We start from the raw sequence: 18316 nt of genomic DNA, 5'->3' as shown, positions 1-18316 counted from the left end.
CGACGGCAATTAATAATTTGCGACTTTTGAAGATAGGACGAAATGTGACAAATAGATAAAAAACGTTGTGATTTTTAAGCGCTTTCACTCGTATAATGATACGTTATAGCGTAAACTAAAAAGTGAATAAAAGACATAGGAGGAACCTCATGAAGCAAATTCAATTAGGTCAATCAAATCTTAAAGTATCGGATATCGCATTAGGTTGTATGAGAATGAGCAGCTTAGAAATTAGTGAAGCAGCAAAAGTATTAGACGCTTCTATTGCAGGAGGTATCAATTTCTTTGATCATGCTGATATTTATGGTGGTGGAGAATCAGAAGTAGTTTTTTCGAAAGCGATAAAAGAACTGAATGTTTCACGTGAAAACTTAATTTTACAATCAAAATGTGGTATTACTAAACAAGGTTTTAATTTTTCAAAAGGGCATATTGTTGATTCTGTTGATGGTATTCTTAAGCGTTTAGACACAGATTATTTAGATTTGTTAGTTTTACATCGTCCAGATGCTTTAATGGAACCTGAGGAAATTGCATCTGCATTTAATGAGTTAGAAAAAAATGGCAAAGTTCGTCAATTTGGTGTGAGTAATCAAAACCCTCAACAAATTGAATTATTAAAAACAGCTATTGAACAACCTTTGGTTGTAAACCAACTTCAATTTGGCTTAAAACATACGGGAATGTTAGATGAAGGGTTTAACGTTAATAACATCTATCAAGGTGAGCAACCTTCAGCTGGCTTATTAGAATACAGTCGTCGTGAAAAAATGACAATACAAGCATGGTCGCCTCTACAGTATGGTTACTTTGAAGGTGTTTTTATTGGACACGAAAAATTCCCGGAATTAAATGCTGCCTTAGACAAACTAGCTAATAAATATGAAGTCAGTTCGTCAGCAATTGCCATTGCTTGGATTTTACGTCATCCAGCAAAAATGCAAGTTTTACTGGGAAGTATGAATGTCTCTCGCATTGAATCAATGATTAAAGCGACAGATGTTTATTTGACTCACGAAGAGTGGTACGATCTTTATAAAGTAGCAGGTAATATTTTACCATAAGAATTTGAACACAAAACGACACTTCTGAAATAGGGGTGTCTTTTTTTCTAGGAACGAGTGAAAAAGGACTAATAAAACGATATACTAATAATGGATAAAAAATCATAGTATAACGACCTAAAGGAGTGATAGTTAGATGTTAACACCGTCAGAAATTTTAGAAGTCACGATTGAAAAAGGTAGGGGAAAAGTAGATACTGGTTTTATTCAAAAAATGATTTTAGGGTTTGTTGGGGGTGCGATGATCTCCTTGGGCTACTTAGCCTATATTCGAGTGATAGCATCGATAACGGATTGGGGTAGTTTTGCAAATTTAATAGGAGCTGCCGTTTTTCCAATTGGGCTTATTGTTATTGTGATGGCAGGTGGGGAATTGATTACAGGAAATATTATGGCTGTTGCGACTTCTTGGTTTGCCAAACGAGTAACGATGAAAGAGTTATTATCGAATTGGTTAGTGATCACTTTTGCCAATCTGTTAGGGGCATTGTTTGTTGCCTATTTTTTTGGACATGTTGTGGGTTTGACCAGTAGCGCTGAATACTTACATAAAACAGTCGCAGTCGCTACAGCTAAAACCGATGCAACAGCTTTACAAGCTTTTATATCAGGCATAGGTTGTAACTGGTTTGTAGGTTTGGCAGTTTGGCTTGCTTATGGTGCGAAAGATGCTGCTGGTAAGATTTTAGCGATTTGGTTCCCAGTTATGACCTTTGTAGCCATTGGTTTTCAACATAGTGTCGCAAATATGTTTGTCATCCCAGCGGCCATCTTCGAAGGCGAATCTTCTTGGTTAGCGTTTATCCAAAATGTTATTCCAGTGTATTTTGGAAATGTTGTTGGAGGAGCAATCTTTGTAGCAGCCATTTACTTTTATGGCCTTAAGAAAAATAAATAAGTCAGAGAGCCGTATTCTAATATCATGTTTAGAATGCGGTTTTTTTAGGTGTAAATGAGTTAGGTCGATAGTACCTTTATAATTGGACTAGACAGATTTTTGGTGCAATTTTTATTTGTTTCTTGTATGATAATAAGAGGTAACGCTTACATGATAATGTAGCAGTCATTTGTTAATTGATGAATTAACAAGTGATTTAGATTAGAAATAAAAGAGTGCGCTTACATATATCAAGGAGGGAAATAATATGACAAATTATCAATTTCCAAAAGATTTTTACTGGGGCTCTGCATCTAGTGGACCACAGTCAGAAGGTCGCTATGAAAACGATGGTAAGGGCGATAACATTTGGGATTTATGGTACAAAGAGCAACCGGAATTATATTTCAATACTATTGGACCAGAAAAAACATCACAAGCTTATACGCATATTAAAGAAGATGTCGCCTTGTTAAAAGCAACTGGACATAACTCTTTCCGAACTTCTATTCAGTGGAGTCGTTTAATTCCAGAAGGCCGTGGAGCGATTAATCCTGCAGCTGTAAAATTTTATAATGAACTAATTGATGAATTGTTAGCGAATGACATTGAACCCTTTATTAATCTATATCATTTTGATATGCCAGTGGTGCTTCAAAAAGAGGGCGGTTGGGAAAATCGGAAAACAATTGATGCCTATGTGGCCTATGCAACGGCCTGTTTTGAATTGTTTGGTGATCGTGTCAAAAAATGGTTTACACATAATGAACCGATTGTTCCAGTCGAAGGCGGTTACCTTTATGGTTTTCACTACCCACATGAGGTGAGTTTTAAAGCAGCTGTTCAAGTAGGGTATCATGAAATGTTGGCCAGTGCTAAAGCAATAGCAGCTTATCGTGCATTAGGTAAAATCGGTGAAATAGGTATCATTTTAAATTTAACGCCAAGTTACGCACGCGATGAAAATAATCCGTCTGATGTAAAAGCTGCTCAATTTGCTGATGGTTTCTTCAATCGTTCTTTTTTAGACCCCTCAGTACTGGGAGAATACCCAGCAGACTTAATTGATGATTTACGCTCTGCAGATGTTTTACCGAGTTACTTAGTAGAAGATTTGGAAATTATCAAAAATAATACAGTGGATTTATTAGGCATTAATTATTACCAACCACGTCGAATTCAAGCGCGCGAAAATCCACATGAATGGTCAGTACCGATGCCAGAGGATTTCTTTGAGACTTATGACATGCCAAATAAAAAGATTAATCCTTACCGTGGCTGGGAAATATACGAAAAAGGTATTTATGATACATTAACAAATATTCGCGAAAATTATGGCAATATCCCATGTTACATTTCGGAAAATGGGATGGGTGTTGAGGATGAAAGTCGTTTTATTGATAAGCAGGGACAGATTAATGACGATTACCGTATTGAATTTGTTAGTGAACACTTGAAATATGTCCATCAAGCCATTACGGAAGGTTCTAATGTGCGTGGCTATCATATGTGGACTTTTATTGATAACTGGTCATGGTTAAACGCGTATAAAAATCGTTATGGTTTTGTATCGCTCGACTTAGAAAATGACGGCAAACGAACGATTAAAAAAAGTGGTCATTGGTATAAAAAAGTTTCCGAAAACAACGGCTTTGAAGATTGAGAAGGAGGAATTTAAATGATTAAAATTATCCCTAAAGAAGATTTTGAAATTGCCCATCGTTTGCGGGATTATTGTTTTACACCCTATAGTGGTGAACGTCGTAAGGATTTTAGTTATTGGTTAGAAAACAGCATTACGTTAGGCGCTTACGAAGAAGGCTCTTTAGCGGGCTTAATTATGTCTCTACCATTGAATATGACCATCAATACAGTTTCTTACAAAATGGGTGGCGTTGGTTTTGTTTCCACTTATCCTGAATACCGTAATAGAGGTATTATGAAACAATTGATTATGGAATTATTAGTAAAAATGCGTGAGAAAGGTGAAATCGTTTCTGTGTTGGCACCTTATTCGGTATCATTTTATCGTTACTTTGGTTGGGAGTTGTTTGTAGATCGTATCAATTATACGATTCCGACAGCACAATTTCCAAATTTCGGAAAAGAAATGGATGATGTACACCGTTTCAGTTTTGAATATAATGATAAAAAAGAGTTTCAAGCCGTTCAGGCGTTTCATAATAAAGAAGCTTTGAAACGTACTGGAATGGTTCAAAGAGAGGCTGCTTGGTGGAATAGAATTGAACGTCGTGAAGCGGATAGCTTTTTTGGTGTTTATCATAAAGAAGGTGAAATCAAAGGGTATGTACGATACTCGTTAAAAGGTTTAACATTTATGGTGAACGATTTTGTTGCCAGTAACGTTCAAGCTGAACAAGCGTTGTGGCGTTTTATTAGCTCTCATAGTGCGAGTGTTAATGAAATAAAGGGTTCAGCGATTGTAAATGATTATCTAGGCTTTGATTTTAATGATCCGCAGTTTAAGAAAGAACTCGTCCAACATGAAATGGTACGTATCGTAGACGTAAAACCGTTCTTAGAAAAGTATCAATGGGCAGAGTTGACAGCACCCTTACATTTGAAAATTGCCGATAAATTTGCACCGTGGAATGCGGGTGTCTATAGAATAGAAACGGATGGTACTGTAAAAGAAATAATGGAAGAAAACCAACCAAATGACTTATTACACCTTGATATCACAACGTTTTCATCTGCAATGCTAGGTTATTTAAATATTTCGATGATTGAAAGATATGCATTGTCAGATTTATCTGATAAAATTAAGTTGGAATGGGAAAAGGCATTACCACAGATGTCTGCCTTATTCTATGAGCATTTTTAAATAGGAATGTATAGAAATGACTATATTTTTTAGTTATTTCAAACTTATTTGAAAAATGTCCCAATTAGTCTATTATACAATGTAAGCGTTGTTTTTTGGACTGTACCAATTAGCTAAAATAGCTTATAAACACCGTGAAAACAGCAATGGAAACGATTTCTTTATTGTGGTATAGACCATTGTGTGTTATTCTAGATTTATAAGTAATCGAGCCATAGGAGGCGGAAACGTATGAAAACAATTATGTTAGTTTGTTCAGCAGGTATGAGCACAAGTTTATTAGTGACAAAAATGGAAGCGGCTGCAAAAGAAAAAGGATTAGAATCTGAAATCTTTGCAGTATCAGCAAGTGAAGTTGATCAAATTTTAGGTAGCAAAACAATTGATGTTCTATTATTAGGACCACAAGTACGTTACTTACAAGGTCAAATGGAAGGTAAATTGGCAGGTAAAGATATACCTGTAGAAGTAATCAACATGGCAGACTACGGTATGATGAATGGCGCAAACGTTCTGAATCGTGCAGTAGAATTAATGGAGAAATAAGGAGCGTTTAAATTATGAATGAAGAATTATTACAAGCAATCATGGGATTAATCATGAACAGTGGAAATGTTAAGAGTGACTGTATGGAAGCTATTCAATTGGCTAAAGCCGGTAAGATTGAAGAAGCGCGTGCTAAAATCGAAGAGGCAAACAAAAACTTGGTGGAAGCACACCATTCGCAAACTGGTTTATTAACACAAGAAGCTAAGGGTGAAAAAGTAGAAGTATCACTTTTACTTATCCATAGTCAAGACCATTTAATGAATGCGATTACTTTTAAAGATTTAGCAGTAGAAGTGATTGATTTATATGAGCGCATCGCTTAATTGTAAATCGATTATCAACAAATAAATAGCGCCCTTTATTGGGCGTCTATATAAAAACACAAAAAGGAAGTGGGAACATGTTTAAATTTTTAGAGGAAAAATTCGTACCAATTGCAGCAAAAATAGGTACACAACGTCATCTAATCGCGGTTCGTGACGGATTTGTAACACTAATGCCTTTAACAATTTTAGGATCTTTTGCAGTATTGATTAACAACTTACCGATCAAAGCTTATCAGAACTTAATGGATAAGATTTGGCCGCATGATGTATGGACTCAGTGGGGCGGAAACATGTGGAATGCCACATTTGGTTTCATGTCAATATTGATAGCGTTTACAGTTGCTTATCACTTAGCGAGAGGTTATAACAAAGATGGTTTATCAGCAGGTGTTATCAGTGTAGCGACATACCTTACATTTGGTACATTTGGTGAAGGTGGACTTTCTGGAATGACGACTGGTACAGCCGGAATCTTTATATCACTTATTATTGCACTTTTATCAGCAGAATTATTTTCACGTTTATCAGGTAGTCCAAAATTAATGATTAAAATGCCAGATACAGTACCACCAGCAGTTGCGAAATCATTTGCTGCGTTGTTACCAGCGATTATTACAATCGGTGCATTTGCATTAGTTCGTACAATTATCTCGACATCATTTAACATGCCAGACATTATTACAGCATTCTATAATACAATTCAACAACCATTTATGGGCTTAACAAACACTTGGGTAGCTGGTTTAATCCTAGCGTTTGTACCTGTATTCTTATGGACATTCGGTATTCATGGGGCAAACATTATCGACCCATTCTTACAAACAATCAACTTACCAGCTATTGCAGAAAATGCAGCAGCACTTGAAGCAGGTCATGCAGCACCATATATCATTAACAAACCGTTCTTAGATGCCTTTGTTAACATGGGTGGATCAGGAACAACAATTGCTTTGATTATTGCCATCTTTATTGTTGGCCGTCGTAATAAGCAATATACAACTGTTGGGGGAATTGCAACAGGTCCAGGTCTCTTTAACATTAATGAGCCGTTGATGTTTGGTTTACCAATCATCTTAAACCCTGTATTGTTTATTCCGTTTATCATCACTCCGATGGTTTCTGTAACAATTGCTTACTGGGCAACTAAGTTAAGCTTTGTTCCAGCAGCAACAATTGCAACTCCGTGGGTAACACCACCGGTTATCAATGGTTTCCTTACAACACAATCGTGGACAGGGGCGGTACTAAGTATCGTAATCATTTTAGTCGCGACATTAATCTATATACCATTCGTTGCGATGTCTTCACGCGTTGAAGTTGAAGAACATAAAGCTGAGAGCAAATAATTAAAATTTAAAGCCATATGCGAGTTTTCGTATGTGGCTTTTCTTAAAAAAAATAAAAGTGAGGTTTTTATTAATGAGACGATTAGGATTTTCTGTTTACCCACAACACAGTGAAACAAGTGAAATTACTGCTTATATTGAATTAGCACATAAATATGGTTTTACTCGTATTTTCACCTGTCTAATCTCGTTAGACAGTGAAAGTGAACGTCAAAAAATGAAAGATGTAAATAAATTTGCAGCTGATTTAGGTATTGAAGTGATTGCTGATGTGGCGCCAGAAGTTTTTGAAGACTTAGGGATTGACTACACAGGCATTTCGAAATTAAAAGAAGAGTACCATTTAGCAGGCATTCGTTTAGATATGGGCTTTAGTGGTCATGAAGAAGCAATCATGTCATTGGATCCGTGTGACTTGAAAATCGAATTAAATGTCAGTATCGGTACTAAATACCTTGAAACGATTTTATCGTATCAAGCAAATCGTGAAAACATTATTGGTTGTCATAACTTCTATCCACGCCCGTATACAGCGTTGTCACGTAAACATTTTACAGAAACATCAAAAATGTTTAAAGATCATGGCATTAAAACAGCAGCAATGATTTCTTCACAACACGCAGCTTATGGCCCATGGGATGCAGCTGGAAAAGGTTTACCAACATTGGAAGAACACCGTGGTCAATCAATCATTGTGCAAGCTAAAGATTTATGGCAAACAGGTTTAATCGATGATTTAATCATCGGTAACATGTACGCATCTGAAGCAGAATTAAAAGCATTAGGTGAGTTAAACCGTTATAAACTAGAGTTTGATGTTGTTCCAGCAGCAGAAAACAATACAACCGAAAATATTATAATGTTTGAGGAACCACACCATAACCGTGGCGATGTTTCAGCTTATGTTGTGCGTAGTACGCAATCGCGTGTTAAATATAAAAATGAATCATTTGAACCTCATAACACAACTGAAATCAAAGCAGGTGATGTTACAATTGATAATAATGGTGACTCACGTTATAAAGGCGAAATGAATGTAGCTTTACAAACAATGGAAAATACAGGAACGACAAATATTGTCGGTCATATTGTACCAGAAGAATTGTACTTGCTTGAACGCTTACAACCGTGGGAATCTTTCGGACTACGCGAGAAAAAATAAAAGTGAAAAAAGACGGTCAGAACTAAAGAGGTTGGAAAAGTACGATTTGCGATTATTTTATCGCTGAGAGTAGCTTTGAAATCTCACAAGTTTTGGCTTTTTTTACTGGAGATAAAAAATAAAAGCAAAAATAAACGTTCAACTACAAAGAAATTGGAAAAAATAAAAGCAAAACCAAACGTTCAATAAAATAATCATTAATGAGAGAAAACAGTATGTTGACAAATTTTGTCAGGGTACTGTTTTTTTGTCGGAAATGTGACGGTTATAGAGCGTTTGAATATATATCTTTAAAAGAGATTGATTTGTAGATGATAACACTTTATAATCTAATTGAGAATGACTATCAATATCAATTGAAGGGGTGTAGGGAAAGTAACTAATAGTTGTAGCTAATGATTTTTTGTTTTTTTAGAAGAGTTTGTAAGCGCTTAGTGCTATGAAAAGTGTTTAAAGATACAGCAAGATGTACAGGAGTTATAAAAAATAAAGGGGTGTTTGGGGAATGAAGAAAACAATGAAGCAAATAATAATGATTATGGGGATTCTAGCGATTGGTTTACTGGTAGCTTGTGGTAATGAAAAAACGGAAAAAGCGGCAGATAAAAAACCAGAAATGCATACAGTTAAAACAAGTGAGGGCGATGTCAAAGTTCCTAAAAAACCAAAACGTGTACTTGTTCAGTATGTAATTGGTGACGCGTATGCATTAGGTGTAACACCTGTAGGGATTTCGAATGTATTAAAAGGTTCAGCGCTTGAGGATGTTTTTGATTCAAAGAAAACGAAGGATTTAGGTGCTTGGGACGCTTGGGATGAAGAAGCTGTTTTAGCATTAGAACCTGATTTGATTATTGTTATTGATAAAAAAGCAGTAGCTAAACTGGGGAAAATAGCACCGACAGTCTATATGCCTTACGATAAATTGACAACAGAAGAACGCGTTACATTTATGGGTGAGTTACTTGGTAAACAAGCAGAAGCTAAAAAAGCATTGGCTGATTACGAAAAAAATGTGGCCACTTCACATGATAAATTAATGGCTGCTGGTTATGATAAGTTAACCGTCTCAAACTTTGAAGGTGGCTTAAAAGAGATGAATATTAATGGCAAAAAGTATGGTATTGGTGCAATTGCTTATGAAAGCCTGAAATTAAAAGCACCAGAGGCAATTCAGAAAAAAATCATCGATAAAGATAAATTTAATGTAGCAGTATCATTAGAAGTATTACCTGAGTATGCAGGGGATGTTATTATCCGTAATACCTATGAAGGCATGGATGATATGAATAAAAGTAAGATTTGGACAAACTTACCCGCCATTAAAAATAATCGTTTAGTAGAAATGCCATTTGCACTCGGTTTTTATACGGACCTTTATTCAGCAAATAAACAAGTTGATTTTGTACGTGATGAGTTAATCAAAGTAGCTAAATAAAAGGGGGGATTCGCATGCAACGAGAGATATATGATGTGACAATAATAGGCGGGGGCCCGGCTGGACTATTTAGCGCCTTTTATAGTGGTTTGCGTGAGTTGAAAACAAAAATTATTGAAAGCGAGCCTCGTCTCGGTGGGAAACTAAATGTGTATACCGAAAAAATGGTATGGGATATTGGTGCTTTACCACCAACTCCTGGCGGAAGAGTGATTGATTATTTGGTTGAGCAAGCAGAGGTTTTTAATCCGACCATTGTATTAAGTCAAAAAGCAATCGGGATTGATAAAGAAGAGGGCGTATTCGTTGTAACGACAGAAACAGGAGCCAAACATTATAGTAAAACATTGATTATGGCGAGCGGTTGGGGTGTTTTATTACCGAACAAAATCACCGTCGAAGACTCTGAAAAATACGAAGCAACAAATCTTCATTATCTTGTGAAAGATCCACAAGCCTTAAGTGGAAAAAGAGTGCTTGTTTCGGGTGGTGGCAATTCAGCTGTTGACTGGGTGAATATATTAGCGCCATTAACAGAAGAAGTCACGTTAGTGTATCGTCAAGCGGAATTAAAAGCCCATGAATCGCAAGTATCTAAGCTTTTAGCAGGTCAAGCGACTTACAAAGGTAACCATACGATTACGCGTTTTATCGCAGATAGTACCGGTGAACGTATTGCAGAAGTGGTATTAACTGATAATCTGACAGGGGTAGAAACGATAATTGCTGTTGATGAGGTTGTTATTAATCATGGTTACAGTGAAGAAGGCGCAATTTTCGATAAAAATACAGTCGGCCTTGAAAAACATGACGATTTTTATGTGCAAACATCCTTTGATAATCAATCAGATGTGCCAGGTATATTTGCAGCAGGAGATGTTGTTTCACATTCAGGTAAATTACATTTAATTGCAGGTGCTTTCCATGATGCCGGTAACGCCGTTAATCAAGTGAAAAAATACATCGAACCAGAGGCACATTCTCATGGGAGAGTCTCGTCGCATAATCACAAGTTTGACGAAAAAAACATTCCGTTGAAAGCTCAATTTTTTGGTTAATGAGTCATTTTCAAGTGAATGCTAGCGAAAGGATAGAAACACATGAAACAGAAAAAAAAAGCGCCTACCCGAATAAGACTTTCGCTTTTTCTTGCTATCGGCGTTCTCTTAATTGTATTGTTAGTGTTATTATCAGTTGCGTTGGGAGCCGCATCAATTGAATTATCAACAACATGGCAAGCATTCACACAATTTGATAGCGACAATACTCAGCACCAAATTATTCGCTCTTTACGCTTACCAAGAACATTAGCGGATATTATTGTTGGAAGCAGCTTAGCAGTCACTGGGGCGATGATGCAGGCCACTACACGTAATCCCATGGCAGACTCAGGTTTGATGGGGATTAGTTCGGGAGCAGCATTCGCAGTTGCATTAAGTATGGCATTATTTCCAGGGCAATCACACATACAACTGATAATATTTGCTTGTATCGGCGCAGCTGTATCAACAACAATTACTTACGGTTTAGCGATGATGGGTAAGCGCCCAATGAGTCCGCAACGTTTGATTTTATCAGGTATTGCAGTGTCAATGTTATTCAGCGCATTGTCTTCTTTAATTTCTTTGCAGTTTCATTTAGGACAATCAATGACCTATTGGTTTTCAGGTGGATCAGCCAGCGTTAATTGGGATGATTTACAAATAATCGCACCCTTTTTCTTCATAACAATTATAATGAGTATCAGTATTGGACGTGGCTTAACGCTAATTAATCTAGGGGATGAGATTGCTGCAGGTTTGGGCGCAAAAGTGTCAATCATTAAACTTGTAACCGTCATACTTGTGTTTGTATTAAGCGCACTTTCAGTCATGTTAGTGGGTCCCATTAGTTTTGTTGGGTTAATTGTGCCACACGTTGTACGTTTCTTTGTGGGAATTGATTATCGCGCGGTTATACCGGCCAGCATTGTATATGGGGCAGTCTTTTTATTGCTAGCTGATTTAGTGGGTCGTTTAATCAATCGACCGAACGAAACGCCGCTAGGTATTATTTTTGCGATGATTGGCGTGCCGTTTTTTCTATTCTTATCCAACCGTACAAGGAGGGAATTTGAATGAAAATACATCAGCGTTTTAATCGCCAAATAGTACCTTTCGTATCGTTAATCACCGTTTTAATTGTCGTGTTTATTTGGAGTTTAAATACCGGTAAAATGAGTGTATCACCGTTTGATTTACTTGCCGTATTCACAGGTCAAGGCACTCCACAACAAAACTTAATTGTCTTTGATTTTAGAATGCCTAAAATAGTATTGAGTGTTTTTGTAGGAGCCGGTATGGGTATTGCAGGCTGTATAATGCAAAGTCTTTTGAAAAATGATATGGCTAGTCCTGGAACATTGGGGATTAGTTCAGGTTCAGGTTTATTTATGATACTATTTTTATTTACAGGCTTAATGCGTGATACGCCAGCAATGTTACCAATAGTTGCTTTTGTTGGGGGCGTTGTTGCCGCAGGATTAATATTCTTACTGGCATCTAAGCGTAAACAAGAACTGTCACCGACCCGCTTAATTTTAACCGGTGTTGCGTTGGGAACAGGATACGATGCGGTGACGCTCTTTTTATCATTACGAATGGACACACAACAACACGAATTTGTTCAACGTTGGTTAGCGGGCAGTTTATGGGGAGCTGATTGGCTACATCTTAGTATTCTCATACCAGTCGTGCTTTTTTTAGCAGGAGGGGTGTATTTTCACGCACCAAAACTGAACATTATTCACTTGGGAAATGAAACAGCACTGGGTCTAGGTGTACCTCTCAAATTGGCCTTTATTGGTTTTTCGTTAGCTGCTATTTTATTATCTTCTGCCAGTGTAGCGATTGGTGGTAACTTTTTCTTCGTCGGGATGATTAGTCCCCATATTGCTAAAAAGTTAGTGGGTGTTGATCATAAACGTTCATTACCCGCATCTGCACTAGTTGGTAGTATAATGATATTATTAGCAGATACATTAATACGATCAAGTGCGTTGGATGTCACTATTCCAGCGGGGTTATTGATTACAATTGTTAGCACGCCTTACTTTATTTATTTAATGGCGAAGAGTCGCTAGGAGGAATTAAGAATGAAAAGCATCGAAACCAAGGCGCTCTCAATTGCCTATGATGAACGTTATATCGTGGAAGATTTAAATCTAAGTTTATCTAAAGGGAAGATTACAAGTATTATTGGCGCCAACGGCTGTGGAAAGTCGACAATTATTAAAACCATTGGTCGTGTATTACGCCAAAAAGCTGGCGTAGTAACAATAGATGGTGCTGATATTCGAAAATTGCCAACTAAAATAGTTGCAAAAAAAATGGCTGTTTTACCACAGCAACAAGATGCGCCTAGTGGTATGACAGTTAAAGAATTGGTTTATTATGGACGTTACCCACATCAAAAGGGTTTTGCTAAACCTACACAAGCGGATAAGGATATTGTTTCCTGGGCGATTAAAGTGACTGGCTTAGCAGACTTTGAGCAACGTGAAGTAGATACATTATCTGGCGGACAACGTCAAAAGGTATGGATTGCAATGGCGTTAGCTCAAGAAACAGACGTTATTTTATTAGATGAACCCACCACTTATTTAGATTTATCACATCAGTTGGAAATATTGGAGTTGTTGGAAGCATTAAACCGCGAACAAAATCGTACCATTATCATGGTGTTACACGATATCAATTTAGCAGCGCGTTTTTCTGACGAAATGGTAGCCATTGGTAAGGGAAAAATTATTGCAGATGGTCCAGTGACAGAAGTGATGACGACTGATGTTTTAGAGCAGACATTTCAAATTGATGCAGTAATTACCACTGATCCGCGGACAACAAGACCAGTCTGTATTACTTATAATTTGTTGAAATAAAAAAAGCCGTCCTTCCATCGTAATAATTGGAAGTGCGGCTCTTTTTGATAGCTAGCGTTTTCATACATTATGCAGTTAGTCTGTTAATTCGACACCAAAATGATGAACAATCGCAGAAGCTTGAGAATGTGCAATTTTCAAACCTTTTAATAATTCAGGGCTGACAACAATATGATAAAATTCACAGGTTGAGAGATCAACACCTTTTAGCTTTGTTTGAGAAAAATCACAGCCAGTAAGGCGATCTTTAATAAAACTGATGCTTTCAAAAGTAGCATCTTGGAAGAAACTTTCAGTCATATCATTTGCTTCAAAGGTTGATTTCACTAACTTAGCTTCAGAAAAATTAGCATAAGGCAGTTGAGAATCAATCCATTGTGTATCTTTACTATAAGTACTAATGAAATTAGCTCCCATTAATTTACAACTTTTGAAAAGAACCCGGAAAAATACGCTATCTTCAAAGTCGCTATTAGAAAGGTCACAGCCACTAAAAATAACATCTAAAAATTCGCAACGTTTAAATGTTAAATCTGTAAAAATACAGTTTTCAAAGTGAATATCTTCGCAACCTTCAAAAGAAGCAGTGATATCTATTTTACAGTTAACATAGTGGGTATGAGGTGAAAAGGCATCACTAGAAACGATTGAATCTGTGACGGTATTTGTAAAATTAGCGTTATTCATTATCGACTTTTTCATAAGAACCTCCATTTTTTTCACTAGTTTAATTATAAGCCAGTTTTAAAAGAAGAGCTAGAGTTGACATTGACATAAAATTGTATCTCTTTGCTGTATATGATTAAGAGTAGTTGATGTGGGTATAGTTTAAAGAACGATAAACTATAAATGAGGTGAAGAAAATGAAGAGATACTTACTTCTACTTGTTCTCTTAACCACAGTTCTGTTAGTCGCTTGCGGTAACAATGCTACAGATAAACAAACGGGTACTGCAAAAGAAAATGATTCAGAAAATGCGGTTAAGAATACAAATGAAGAACAAATCAACAATCGTAAATTTAAAGTGACACTGCCTAAAGCTGTCGATCAATTAAAAGAAACCTATTCTTCTGCTAGTCTTACTGGAGTTGAGCTAGAAAAAGATTGGGGAAACTTTGTTTATGAGGTGAGTGGTGTTGATGATGAGCGTTCTTATAAAGTAGAAATCAATGCTGAAACTGGCGAGCTTATGAGTAAAAAAGCTAAAAAACTAGATAAAGAAGATCGTGGTGGTGTTGAAAAACAACAAGATAGTTTTACACTGGATGATTTAATGACCATGGATGAAGTGATGGAACTAACGTTAAAAGAAGCGGGAAAAGGTTATGTGACCCAACTGACGTTAGAAAAAGAGCTTGATTTTCGTTTTTATGAAATAACTGTAATGGATGGGGACAAAGAATCCACTTATAAAATTGATGCGAAAACAGGTAAAGTATTAGAAGTAGAAGAAGACTAAACTTAAACGGGCATCTTTATGGCAATTGTCATAAAGGTGCTTTTTGTTAGGAAAAAATTAAAATTTGTGTGACAGAAATGTAAGTCTAATAAGAGAAACTGTCATGCTAGTCACACGATTCCGTTGAAAAAGCTTGTTATAGTTATAGGAGTGAAAGAAAGCGAATCTGAGGGGGAATAAAAATGGTAGAAAAAATTGTAACAATTCAGCACCTACAAAAAATTTATGGTAAAAAAAATGAAAATGAACACATGGCATTAAAAGATGTATCTTTTGAGGTTGATAAAGGTGATTTTGTTGGTATTATGGGGCCTTCTGGTTCAGGTAAAACAACGCTACTTAATATTTTAGCGACGTTAGATACAGCAACCAAAGGTTCAATATCGATTACTGGACAGGATCTCAGTATGTTAGATACAAATGGCTTAGCAGAATTTCGTTCTCAAAAATTAGGTTTCATCTTCCAACACTTTAACTTATTAGATAACTTATCAATCTATGAAAATATTGCCTTACCACTTTCATTACAAAATGAGTCAAGTGTGGCAATTCGTACAAAAGTAGAGCAGATTGCAAAAACATTGGGTATCACACGTATTTTAAACAGTTATCCAAATGAAGTATCAGGCGGACAACAACAACGTGCAGCAGCAGCTCGTGCGCTTGTACATCAACCTGACTTATTACTAGGTGATGAACCAACAGGTGCGCTGGATTCTAAAAATGCTCAAAGTTTATTAGAATCGATGAAAGCATTAAACGAAGAAGCATTAGTGACAATTTTATTAGTCACACATGATGCATTTAGTGCGAGTTATTGTAAACGCATCTTATTTATTAAAGATGGTTTGTTATTTAAAGAAATATTACGAACAGGTACTCGACAAGAATTTTATAAAGAAATACTGTCTGTACTTGAAGAATATAGTATGGCAGAATAGGAGGATTTTATGTTATTAAAACTATCATTATCTGGAATGAAAAGTAAAAGAAAAGAATATATTATCCTTTTCATGGGACTAATTATGTCGATTGCAATTTTTTACATGTTTGAAACGTTAGCAATTAATAAGTCTTTCCTTGAAGGTAGCACCCCATATGAGTTTATGGGCATTGTCTTTCATGCAGGTACCGTCTTATTGGCAATAATTACAGTTGTTTATATCTTATATGCCAATGCATTTTTATTAACCTTACGCCAAAAAGAATATGGTATGTATATGATGTTAGGCGCTAAGAAAAACAAAATTGCCCAATTCATGTTTATTGAAACGATTGTAATTGCAGCGATTACCCTTGTTGTAGGAATTTTAATAGGTACTGGATTAGCAAAAGGTGTTTCGACACTTCTAATGAATAGACTCGGATTAGAAGGTGGTAACTTTGAAGCGCTGTATCCTCAATCGTTACTTATAACAGTCCTCTTTTTTATCGTTTTATTTGTTATTGCGGGAATTATCAACGTGATAAAATTAACGCGTTTAACTGTTTTACAGCTACTTAATGGTACAGAAACCTCTGAACGCGTTGTTATAAGCACATCAAAAAAAGTGATTGAGGGCCTATTGGCTGTTATCTTATTAGCGATTGGTTATTACTGCATGATTGATTTAAAGAAACTTCAAGTTGCGGGGATGTTTATTGCCCTAGTTACAATTTCATTAGGAACCTATTTTTTCTTTAAGACACTGTTACCATTGTTAATTGTGCGACTACAAAAAACGCCGCATTTCAATGATCGTAATATCAATCGTTTTACATTAGCACAGTTACGTTTTCGTGTGAGTGATTTAACCAAAGTTTTATCACTTGTCACCATGCTAATCGCACTTGCAGTTGGATCGATGGCTGTAGCGTTGGTTTTTAATAATAATATGTTAGAAGCAAGTTCAGGTACTACAGCGTATGATTCAATTATTAAAAATCCAACAGTTGCAGAAAAAAACATTTTAGCAAAAATGGATACAACTGAAAAAGCCATTTATCGTTTTAAAAATAAAGGCGAGATCAGTTATTTTCTTCAATCCGATTTAGAAAAAACACCATTAAATTATTCGAAGTATGATGAGAATGGTGCAGAGGTGTTAAAAGTAAAACAGAAAATTAAAACCAATCGATCACTTTATGAAGATGATAGTATGTCAGAGTGGAGTAATGCGATTAGTCAGTTAGAGACAGAAAGAGAAGTTAAAATTATTGCGCAGCGGGATTTTGATAAAATAAATAGCAAAACCGAAAATGTTGTTACGACTGTTTTAAAAGATTTTACAGCAAATTCAAAAGAGTTAGCAGCCTTGGACAAAATTACTGCGGACCGCTACCCTGGAAAAGAAATCTACAGTAAATATAGCGCTTATAATATGATGCGTGGTATGTTTAGTGGCATCATCTTTATGGGATTATTTTTAGGATTTGCCTTCTTAGCTATGATGGCCAGTTGCTTAATGTTCAAAATTTTAGTGGGAGCACCATCTGATATTAAACGATATGATATGCTTAATAAAATTGGTGTAAAACGTAAGCTGTTATTTAAATCATTAAATTATGAACTGGTACTGATTTTTATTTTCCCAGCGTTACTTGCAAGTGTCCATGTATTAGTGGGAATGAAAATGTTTGAATTCTTTTTAAGCCTTAATGTGTATTTCAAAATTTGGATTCCTTTTGCAATCTTCATTGTGATTTATGGTATTTATTACTTGATAACAGTAAGCCTTTATCAAAATGTTGTGTTACCTAAGAAAAAAGGTAAAAGCAATTAAACAGCAGTGATAGCAGTCATCCTTAAATGTTATTTTTAAGGATGATTGTTTTTTAATGCCGTAAATTACAAAAAAACGATGTAATCAATCTCGAAATGAGAACGGTTTGATGAATAATCGGAATTGTCAGACAATACGGAGACGTGTTAAAGTAATACTACTATACAGATGAGGATGTGTTATTTATGGGGAATACAAATACAGCTTTAAAAACACAAGCAATTTATGAACGTGTGGCACAATTAAATGCTAACGAACCAGAATTTTTGCAAGCCGTTAAAGAATTTCTTGATACAGTGTATCCAGCTGTTGAAGAGAATGAAGCATATCAAAAATTAAATATTCTTGATCGTATTTTAGAGCCAGAACAACTTGTTCAGTTCCGTGTCCCTTGGGTAGATGATGCAGGTAACGTACAAGTGAACCGTGGATACCGAGTGCACTTTAACAGCGCGATTGGACCATATAAAGGTGGTTTGCGTTTCCATCCGACAGTAACTGCTAGTGTCGTTAAATTTTTAGGATTTGAACAAGTCTTTAAAAATGCATTAACAGGTTTACCAATCGG

At 36.0% G+C, this 18316-nt stretch carries 18 protein-coding genes; 17 read left to right on the top strand and 1 reads right to left on the bottom strand.

Annotated elements, in window-relative coordinates; translation table 11 throughout:
* Positions 1 to 149 precede the first annotated feature (149 nt).
* The 13 genes from IKV95_RS04565 (at position 150) to IKV95_RS04505 (ending at position 13526) form a co-directional block, all read left to right on the top strand.
* Positions 150 to 1064 carry an aldo/keto reductase gene (locus IKV95_RS04565; protein ID WP_069125623.1) on the top strand — a complete coding sequence of 305 codons (915 nt, stop codon included), beginning with the start codon at positions 150 to 152 and terminating at the stop codon, positions 1062 to 1064.
* Positions 1065 to 1200: 136 nt separating this feature from the next.
* Entirely contained in the window at positions 1201 to 1962 is a 762-nt protein-coding gene (locus tag IKV95_RS04560) for a formate/nitrite transporter family protein (protein ID WP_029091870.1), read from the top strand.
* Between the two features lie 247 nt (positions 1963 to 2209).
* Positions 2210 to 3604: a glycoside hydrolase family 1 protein gene (locus IKV95_RS04555; protein WP_069124476.1), complete on the top strand. Its 1395-nt coding sequence runs from the start codon at positions 2210 to 2212 to the stop codon at positions 3602 to 3604.
* A gap of 15 nt (positions 3605 to 3619) precedes the next feature.
* The gene (locus IKV95_RS04550) at positions 3620 to 4786 is read left to right on the top strand and encodes a GNAT family N-acetyltransferase (protein WP_029091872.1); all 1167 of its coding nucleotides are present in this window, start codon (positions 3620 to 3622) and stop codon (positions 4784 to 4786) included.
* 231 nt (positions 4787 to 5017) lie between these two features.
* Positions 5018 to 5332 (top strand): PTS sugar transporter subunit IIB, encoded by a 315-nt coding sequence (locus tag IKV95_RS04545; RefSeq protein ID WP_029091873.1) that lies wholly within the window; start codon positions 5018 to 5020, stop codon positions 5330 to 5332.
* Between the two features lie 14 nt (positions 5333 to 5346).
* Positions 5347 to 5658, top strand: a complete 312-nt coding sequence (locus tag IKV95_RS04540; protein ID WP_172588623.1) for a PTS sugar transporter subunit IIA — start codon at positions 5347 to 5349, stop codon at positions 5656 to 5658.
* A 77-nt stretch (positions 5659 to 5735) separates the two neighbouring features.
* Positions 5736 to 7007 (top strand): PTS sugar transporter subunit IIC, encoded by a 1272-nt coding sequence (locus IKV95_RS04535; RefSeq protein ID WP_029091875.1) that lies wholly within the window; start codon positions 5736 to 5738, stop codon positions 7005 to 7007.
* Between the two features lie 73 nt (positions 7008 to 7080).
* On the top strand, positions 7081 to 8169 hold the full coding sequence (locus IKV95_RS04530) for a DUF871 domain-containing protein (protein WP_029091876.1): 1089 nt from the start codon (positions 7081 to 7083) through the stop codon (positions 8167 to 8169).
* A 505-nt stretch (positions 8170 to 8674) separates the two neighbouring features.
* Positions 8675 to 9607, top strand: a complete 933-nt coding sequence (locus IKV95_RS04525) for an ABC transporter substrate-binding protein (protein WP_069133576.1) — start codon at positions 8675 to 8677, stop codon at positions 9605 to 9607.
* A gap of 14 nt (positions 9608 to 9621) precedes the next feature.
* Positions 9622 to 10665: an NAD(P)/FAD-dependent oxidoreductase gene (locus IKV95_RS04520; protein ID WP_069118402.1), complete on the top strand. Its 1044-nt coding sequence runs from the start codon at positions 9622 to 9624 to the stop codon at positions 10663 to 10665.
* A 42-nt stretch (positions 10666 to 10707) separates the two neighbouring features.
* Complete coding sequence (locus IKV95_RS04515) at positions 10708 to 11727, top strand: FecCD family ABC transporter permease (RefSeq protein ID WP_029091878.1); 1020 nt, start codon at positions 10708 to 10710, stop codon at positions 11725 to 11727.
* A complete protein-coding gene (locus IKV95_RS04510; protein ID WP_119904472.1) occupies positions 11724 to 12728 on the top strand; it encodes a FecCD family ABC transporter permease in 1005 nt (334 codons plus the stop codon). Before IKV95_RS04515 ends, IKV95_RS04510 begins: the two co-directional genes overlap by 4 nt.
* 12 nt (positions 12729 to 12740) lie before the next feature.
* The gene (locus IKV95_RS04505; protein ID WP_287451445.1) at positions 12741 to 13526 is read left to right on the top strand and encodes an ABC transporter ATP-binding protein; all 786 of its coding nucleotides are present in this window, start codon (positions 12741 to 12743) and stop codon (positions 13524 to 13526) included.
* A 75-nt stretch (positions 13527 to 13601) separates the two neighbouring features.
* On the opposite strand, the gene IKV95_RS04500 is transcribed toward IKV95_RS04505, so the two are convergent.
* A complete protein-coding gene (locus IKV95_RS04500; protein WP_069134712.1) occupies positions 13602 to 14228 on the bottom strand; it encodes a pentapeptide repeat-containing protein in 627 nt (208 codons plus the stop codon).
* A gap of 161 nt (positions 14229 to 14389) precedes the next feature.
* Between IKV95_RS04500 and IKV95_RS04495 the strand changes: the two genes are divergently transcribed.
* The 4 genes from IKV95_RS04495 to IKV95_RS04480 form a co-directional block, all read left to right on the top strand.
* Positions 14390 to 14986, top strand: coding sequence for a PepSY domain-containing protein (locus tag IKV95_RS04495; RefSeq protein WP_069118408.1), 597 nt, complete (start codon positions 14390 to 14392; stop codon positions 14984 to 14986).
* 182 nt (positions 14987 to 15168) lie between these two features.
* The gene (locus IKV95_RS04490; RefSeq protein ID WP_029091882.1) at positions 15169 to 15927 is read left to right on the top strand and encodes an ABC transporter ATP-binding protein; all 759 of its coding nucleotides are present in this window, start codon (positions 15169 to 15171) and stop codon (positions 15925 to 15927) included.
* Positions 15928 to 15936: 9 nt separating this feature from the next.
* Complete coding sequence (locus tag IKV95_RS04485) at positions 15937 to 17748, top strand: FtsX-like permease family protein (protein ID WP_069118412.1); 1812 nt, start codon at positions 15937 to 15939, stop codon at positions 17746 to 17748.
* Positions 17749 to 17933: 185 nt separating this feature from the next.
* Positions 17934 to 18316, top strand: a 383-nt coding sequence (locus IKV95_RS04480; protein ID WP_287451444.1) for a Glu/Leu/Phe/Val dehydrogenase dimerization domain-containing protein, incomplete at its 3' end; no start/stop codon positions are given.

The sequence above is a fragment of the Brochothrix sp. genome (assembly GCF_017549435.1).
GTDB lineage: Bacteria > Bacillota > Bacilli > Lactobacillales > Listeriaceae > Brochothrix > Brochothrix thermosphacta.
Note: the sequence above shows the minus strand (reverse complement) of the source record. Positions and strands in the feature narration are given on the sequence as shown.

What these genes read in the sequence shown, in the direction of transcription:
- IKV95_RS04565 (WP_069125623.1), top strand. Translation starts at nt 150, where the DNA reads ATGAAGCAAATTCAATTAGGTCAATCAAATCTTAAAGTATCGGATATC.
- IKV95_RS04560 (WP_029091870.1), top strand. Translation starts at nt 1,201, where the DNA reads ATGTTAACACCGTCAGAAATTTTAGAAGTCACGATTGAAAAAGGTAGG.
- IKV95_RS04555 (WP_069124476.1), top strand. Translation starts at nt 2,210, where the DNA reads ATGACAAATTATCAATTTCCAAAAGATTTTTACTGGGGCTCTGCATCT.
- IKV95_RS04550 (WP_029091872.1), top strand. Translation starts at nt 3,620, where the DNA reads ATGATTAAAATTATCCCTAAAGAAGATTTTGAAATTGCCCATCGTTTG.
- IKV95_RS04545 (WP_029091873.1), top strand. Translation starts at nt 5,018, where the DNA reads ATGAAAACAATTATGTTAGTTTGTTCAGCAGGTATGAGCACAAGTTTA.
- IKV95_RS04540 (WP_172588623.1), top strand. Translation starts at nt 5,347, where the DNA reads ATGAATGAAGAATTATTACAAGCAATCATGGGATTAATCATGAACAGT.
- IKV95_RS04535 (WP_029091875.1), top strand. Translation starts at nt 5,736, where the DNA reads ATGTTTAAATTTTTAGAGGAAAAATTCGTACCAATTGCAGCAAAAATA.
- IKV95_RS04530 (WP_029091876.1), top strand. Translation starts at nt 7,081, where the DNA reads ATGAGACGATTAGGATTTTCTGTTTACCCACAACACAGTGAAACAAGT.
- IKV95_RS04525 (WP_069133576.1), top strand. Translation starts at nt 8,675, where the DNA reads ATGAAGAAAACAATGAAGCAAATAATAATGATTATGGGGATTCTAGCG.
- IKV95_RS04520 (WP_069118402.1), top strand. Translation starts at nt 9,622, where the DNA reads ATGCAACGAGAGATATATGATGTGACAATAATAGGCGGGGGCCCGGCT.
- IKV95_RS04515 (WP_029091878.1), top strand. Translation starts at nt 10,708, where the DNA reads ATGAAACAGAAAAAAAAAGCGCCTACCCGAATAAGACTTTCGCTTTTT.
- IKV95_RS04510 (WP_119904472.1), top strand. Translation starts at nt 11,724, where the DNA reads ATGAAAATACATCAGCGTTTTAATCGCCAAATAGTACCTTTCGTATCG.
- IKV95_RS04505 (WP_287451445.1), top strand. Translation starts at nt 12,741, where the DNA reads ATGAAAAGCATCGAAACCAAGGCGCTCTCAATTGCCTATGATGAACGT.
- IKV95_RS04500 (WP_069134712.1), bottom strand. Translation starts at nt 14,228, where the DNA reads ATGAAAAAGTCGATAATGAATAACGCTAATTTTACAAATACCGTCACA.
- IKV95_RS04495 (WP_069118408.1), top strand. Translation starts at nt 14,390, where the DNA reads ATGAAGAGATACTTACTTCTACTTGTTCTCTTAACCACAGTTCTGTTA.
- IKV95_RS04490 (WP_029091882.1), top strand. Translation starts at nt 15,169, where the DNA reads ATGGTAGAAAAAATTGTAACAATTCAGCACCTACAAAAAATTTATGGT.
- IKV95_RS04485 (WP_069118412.1), top strand. Translation starts at nt 15,937, where the DNA reads ATGTTATTAAAACTATCATTATCTGGAATGAAAAGTAAAAGAAAAGAA.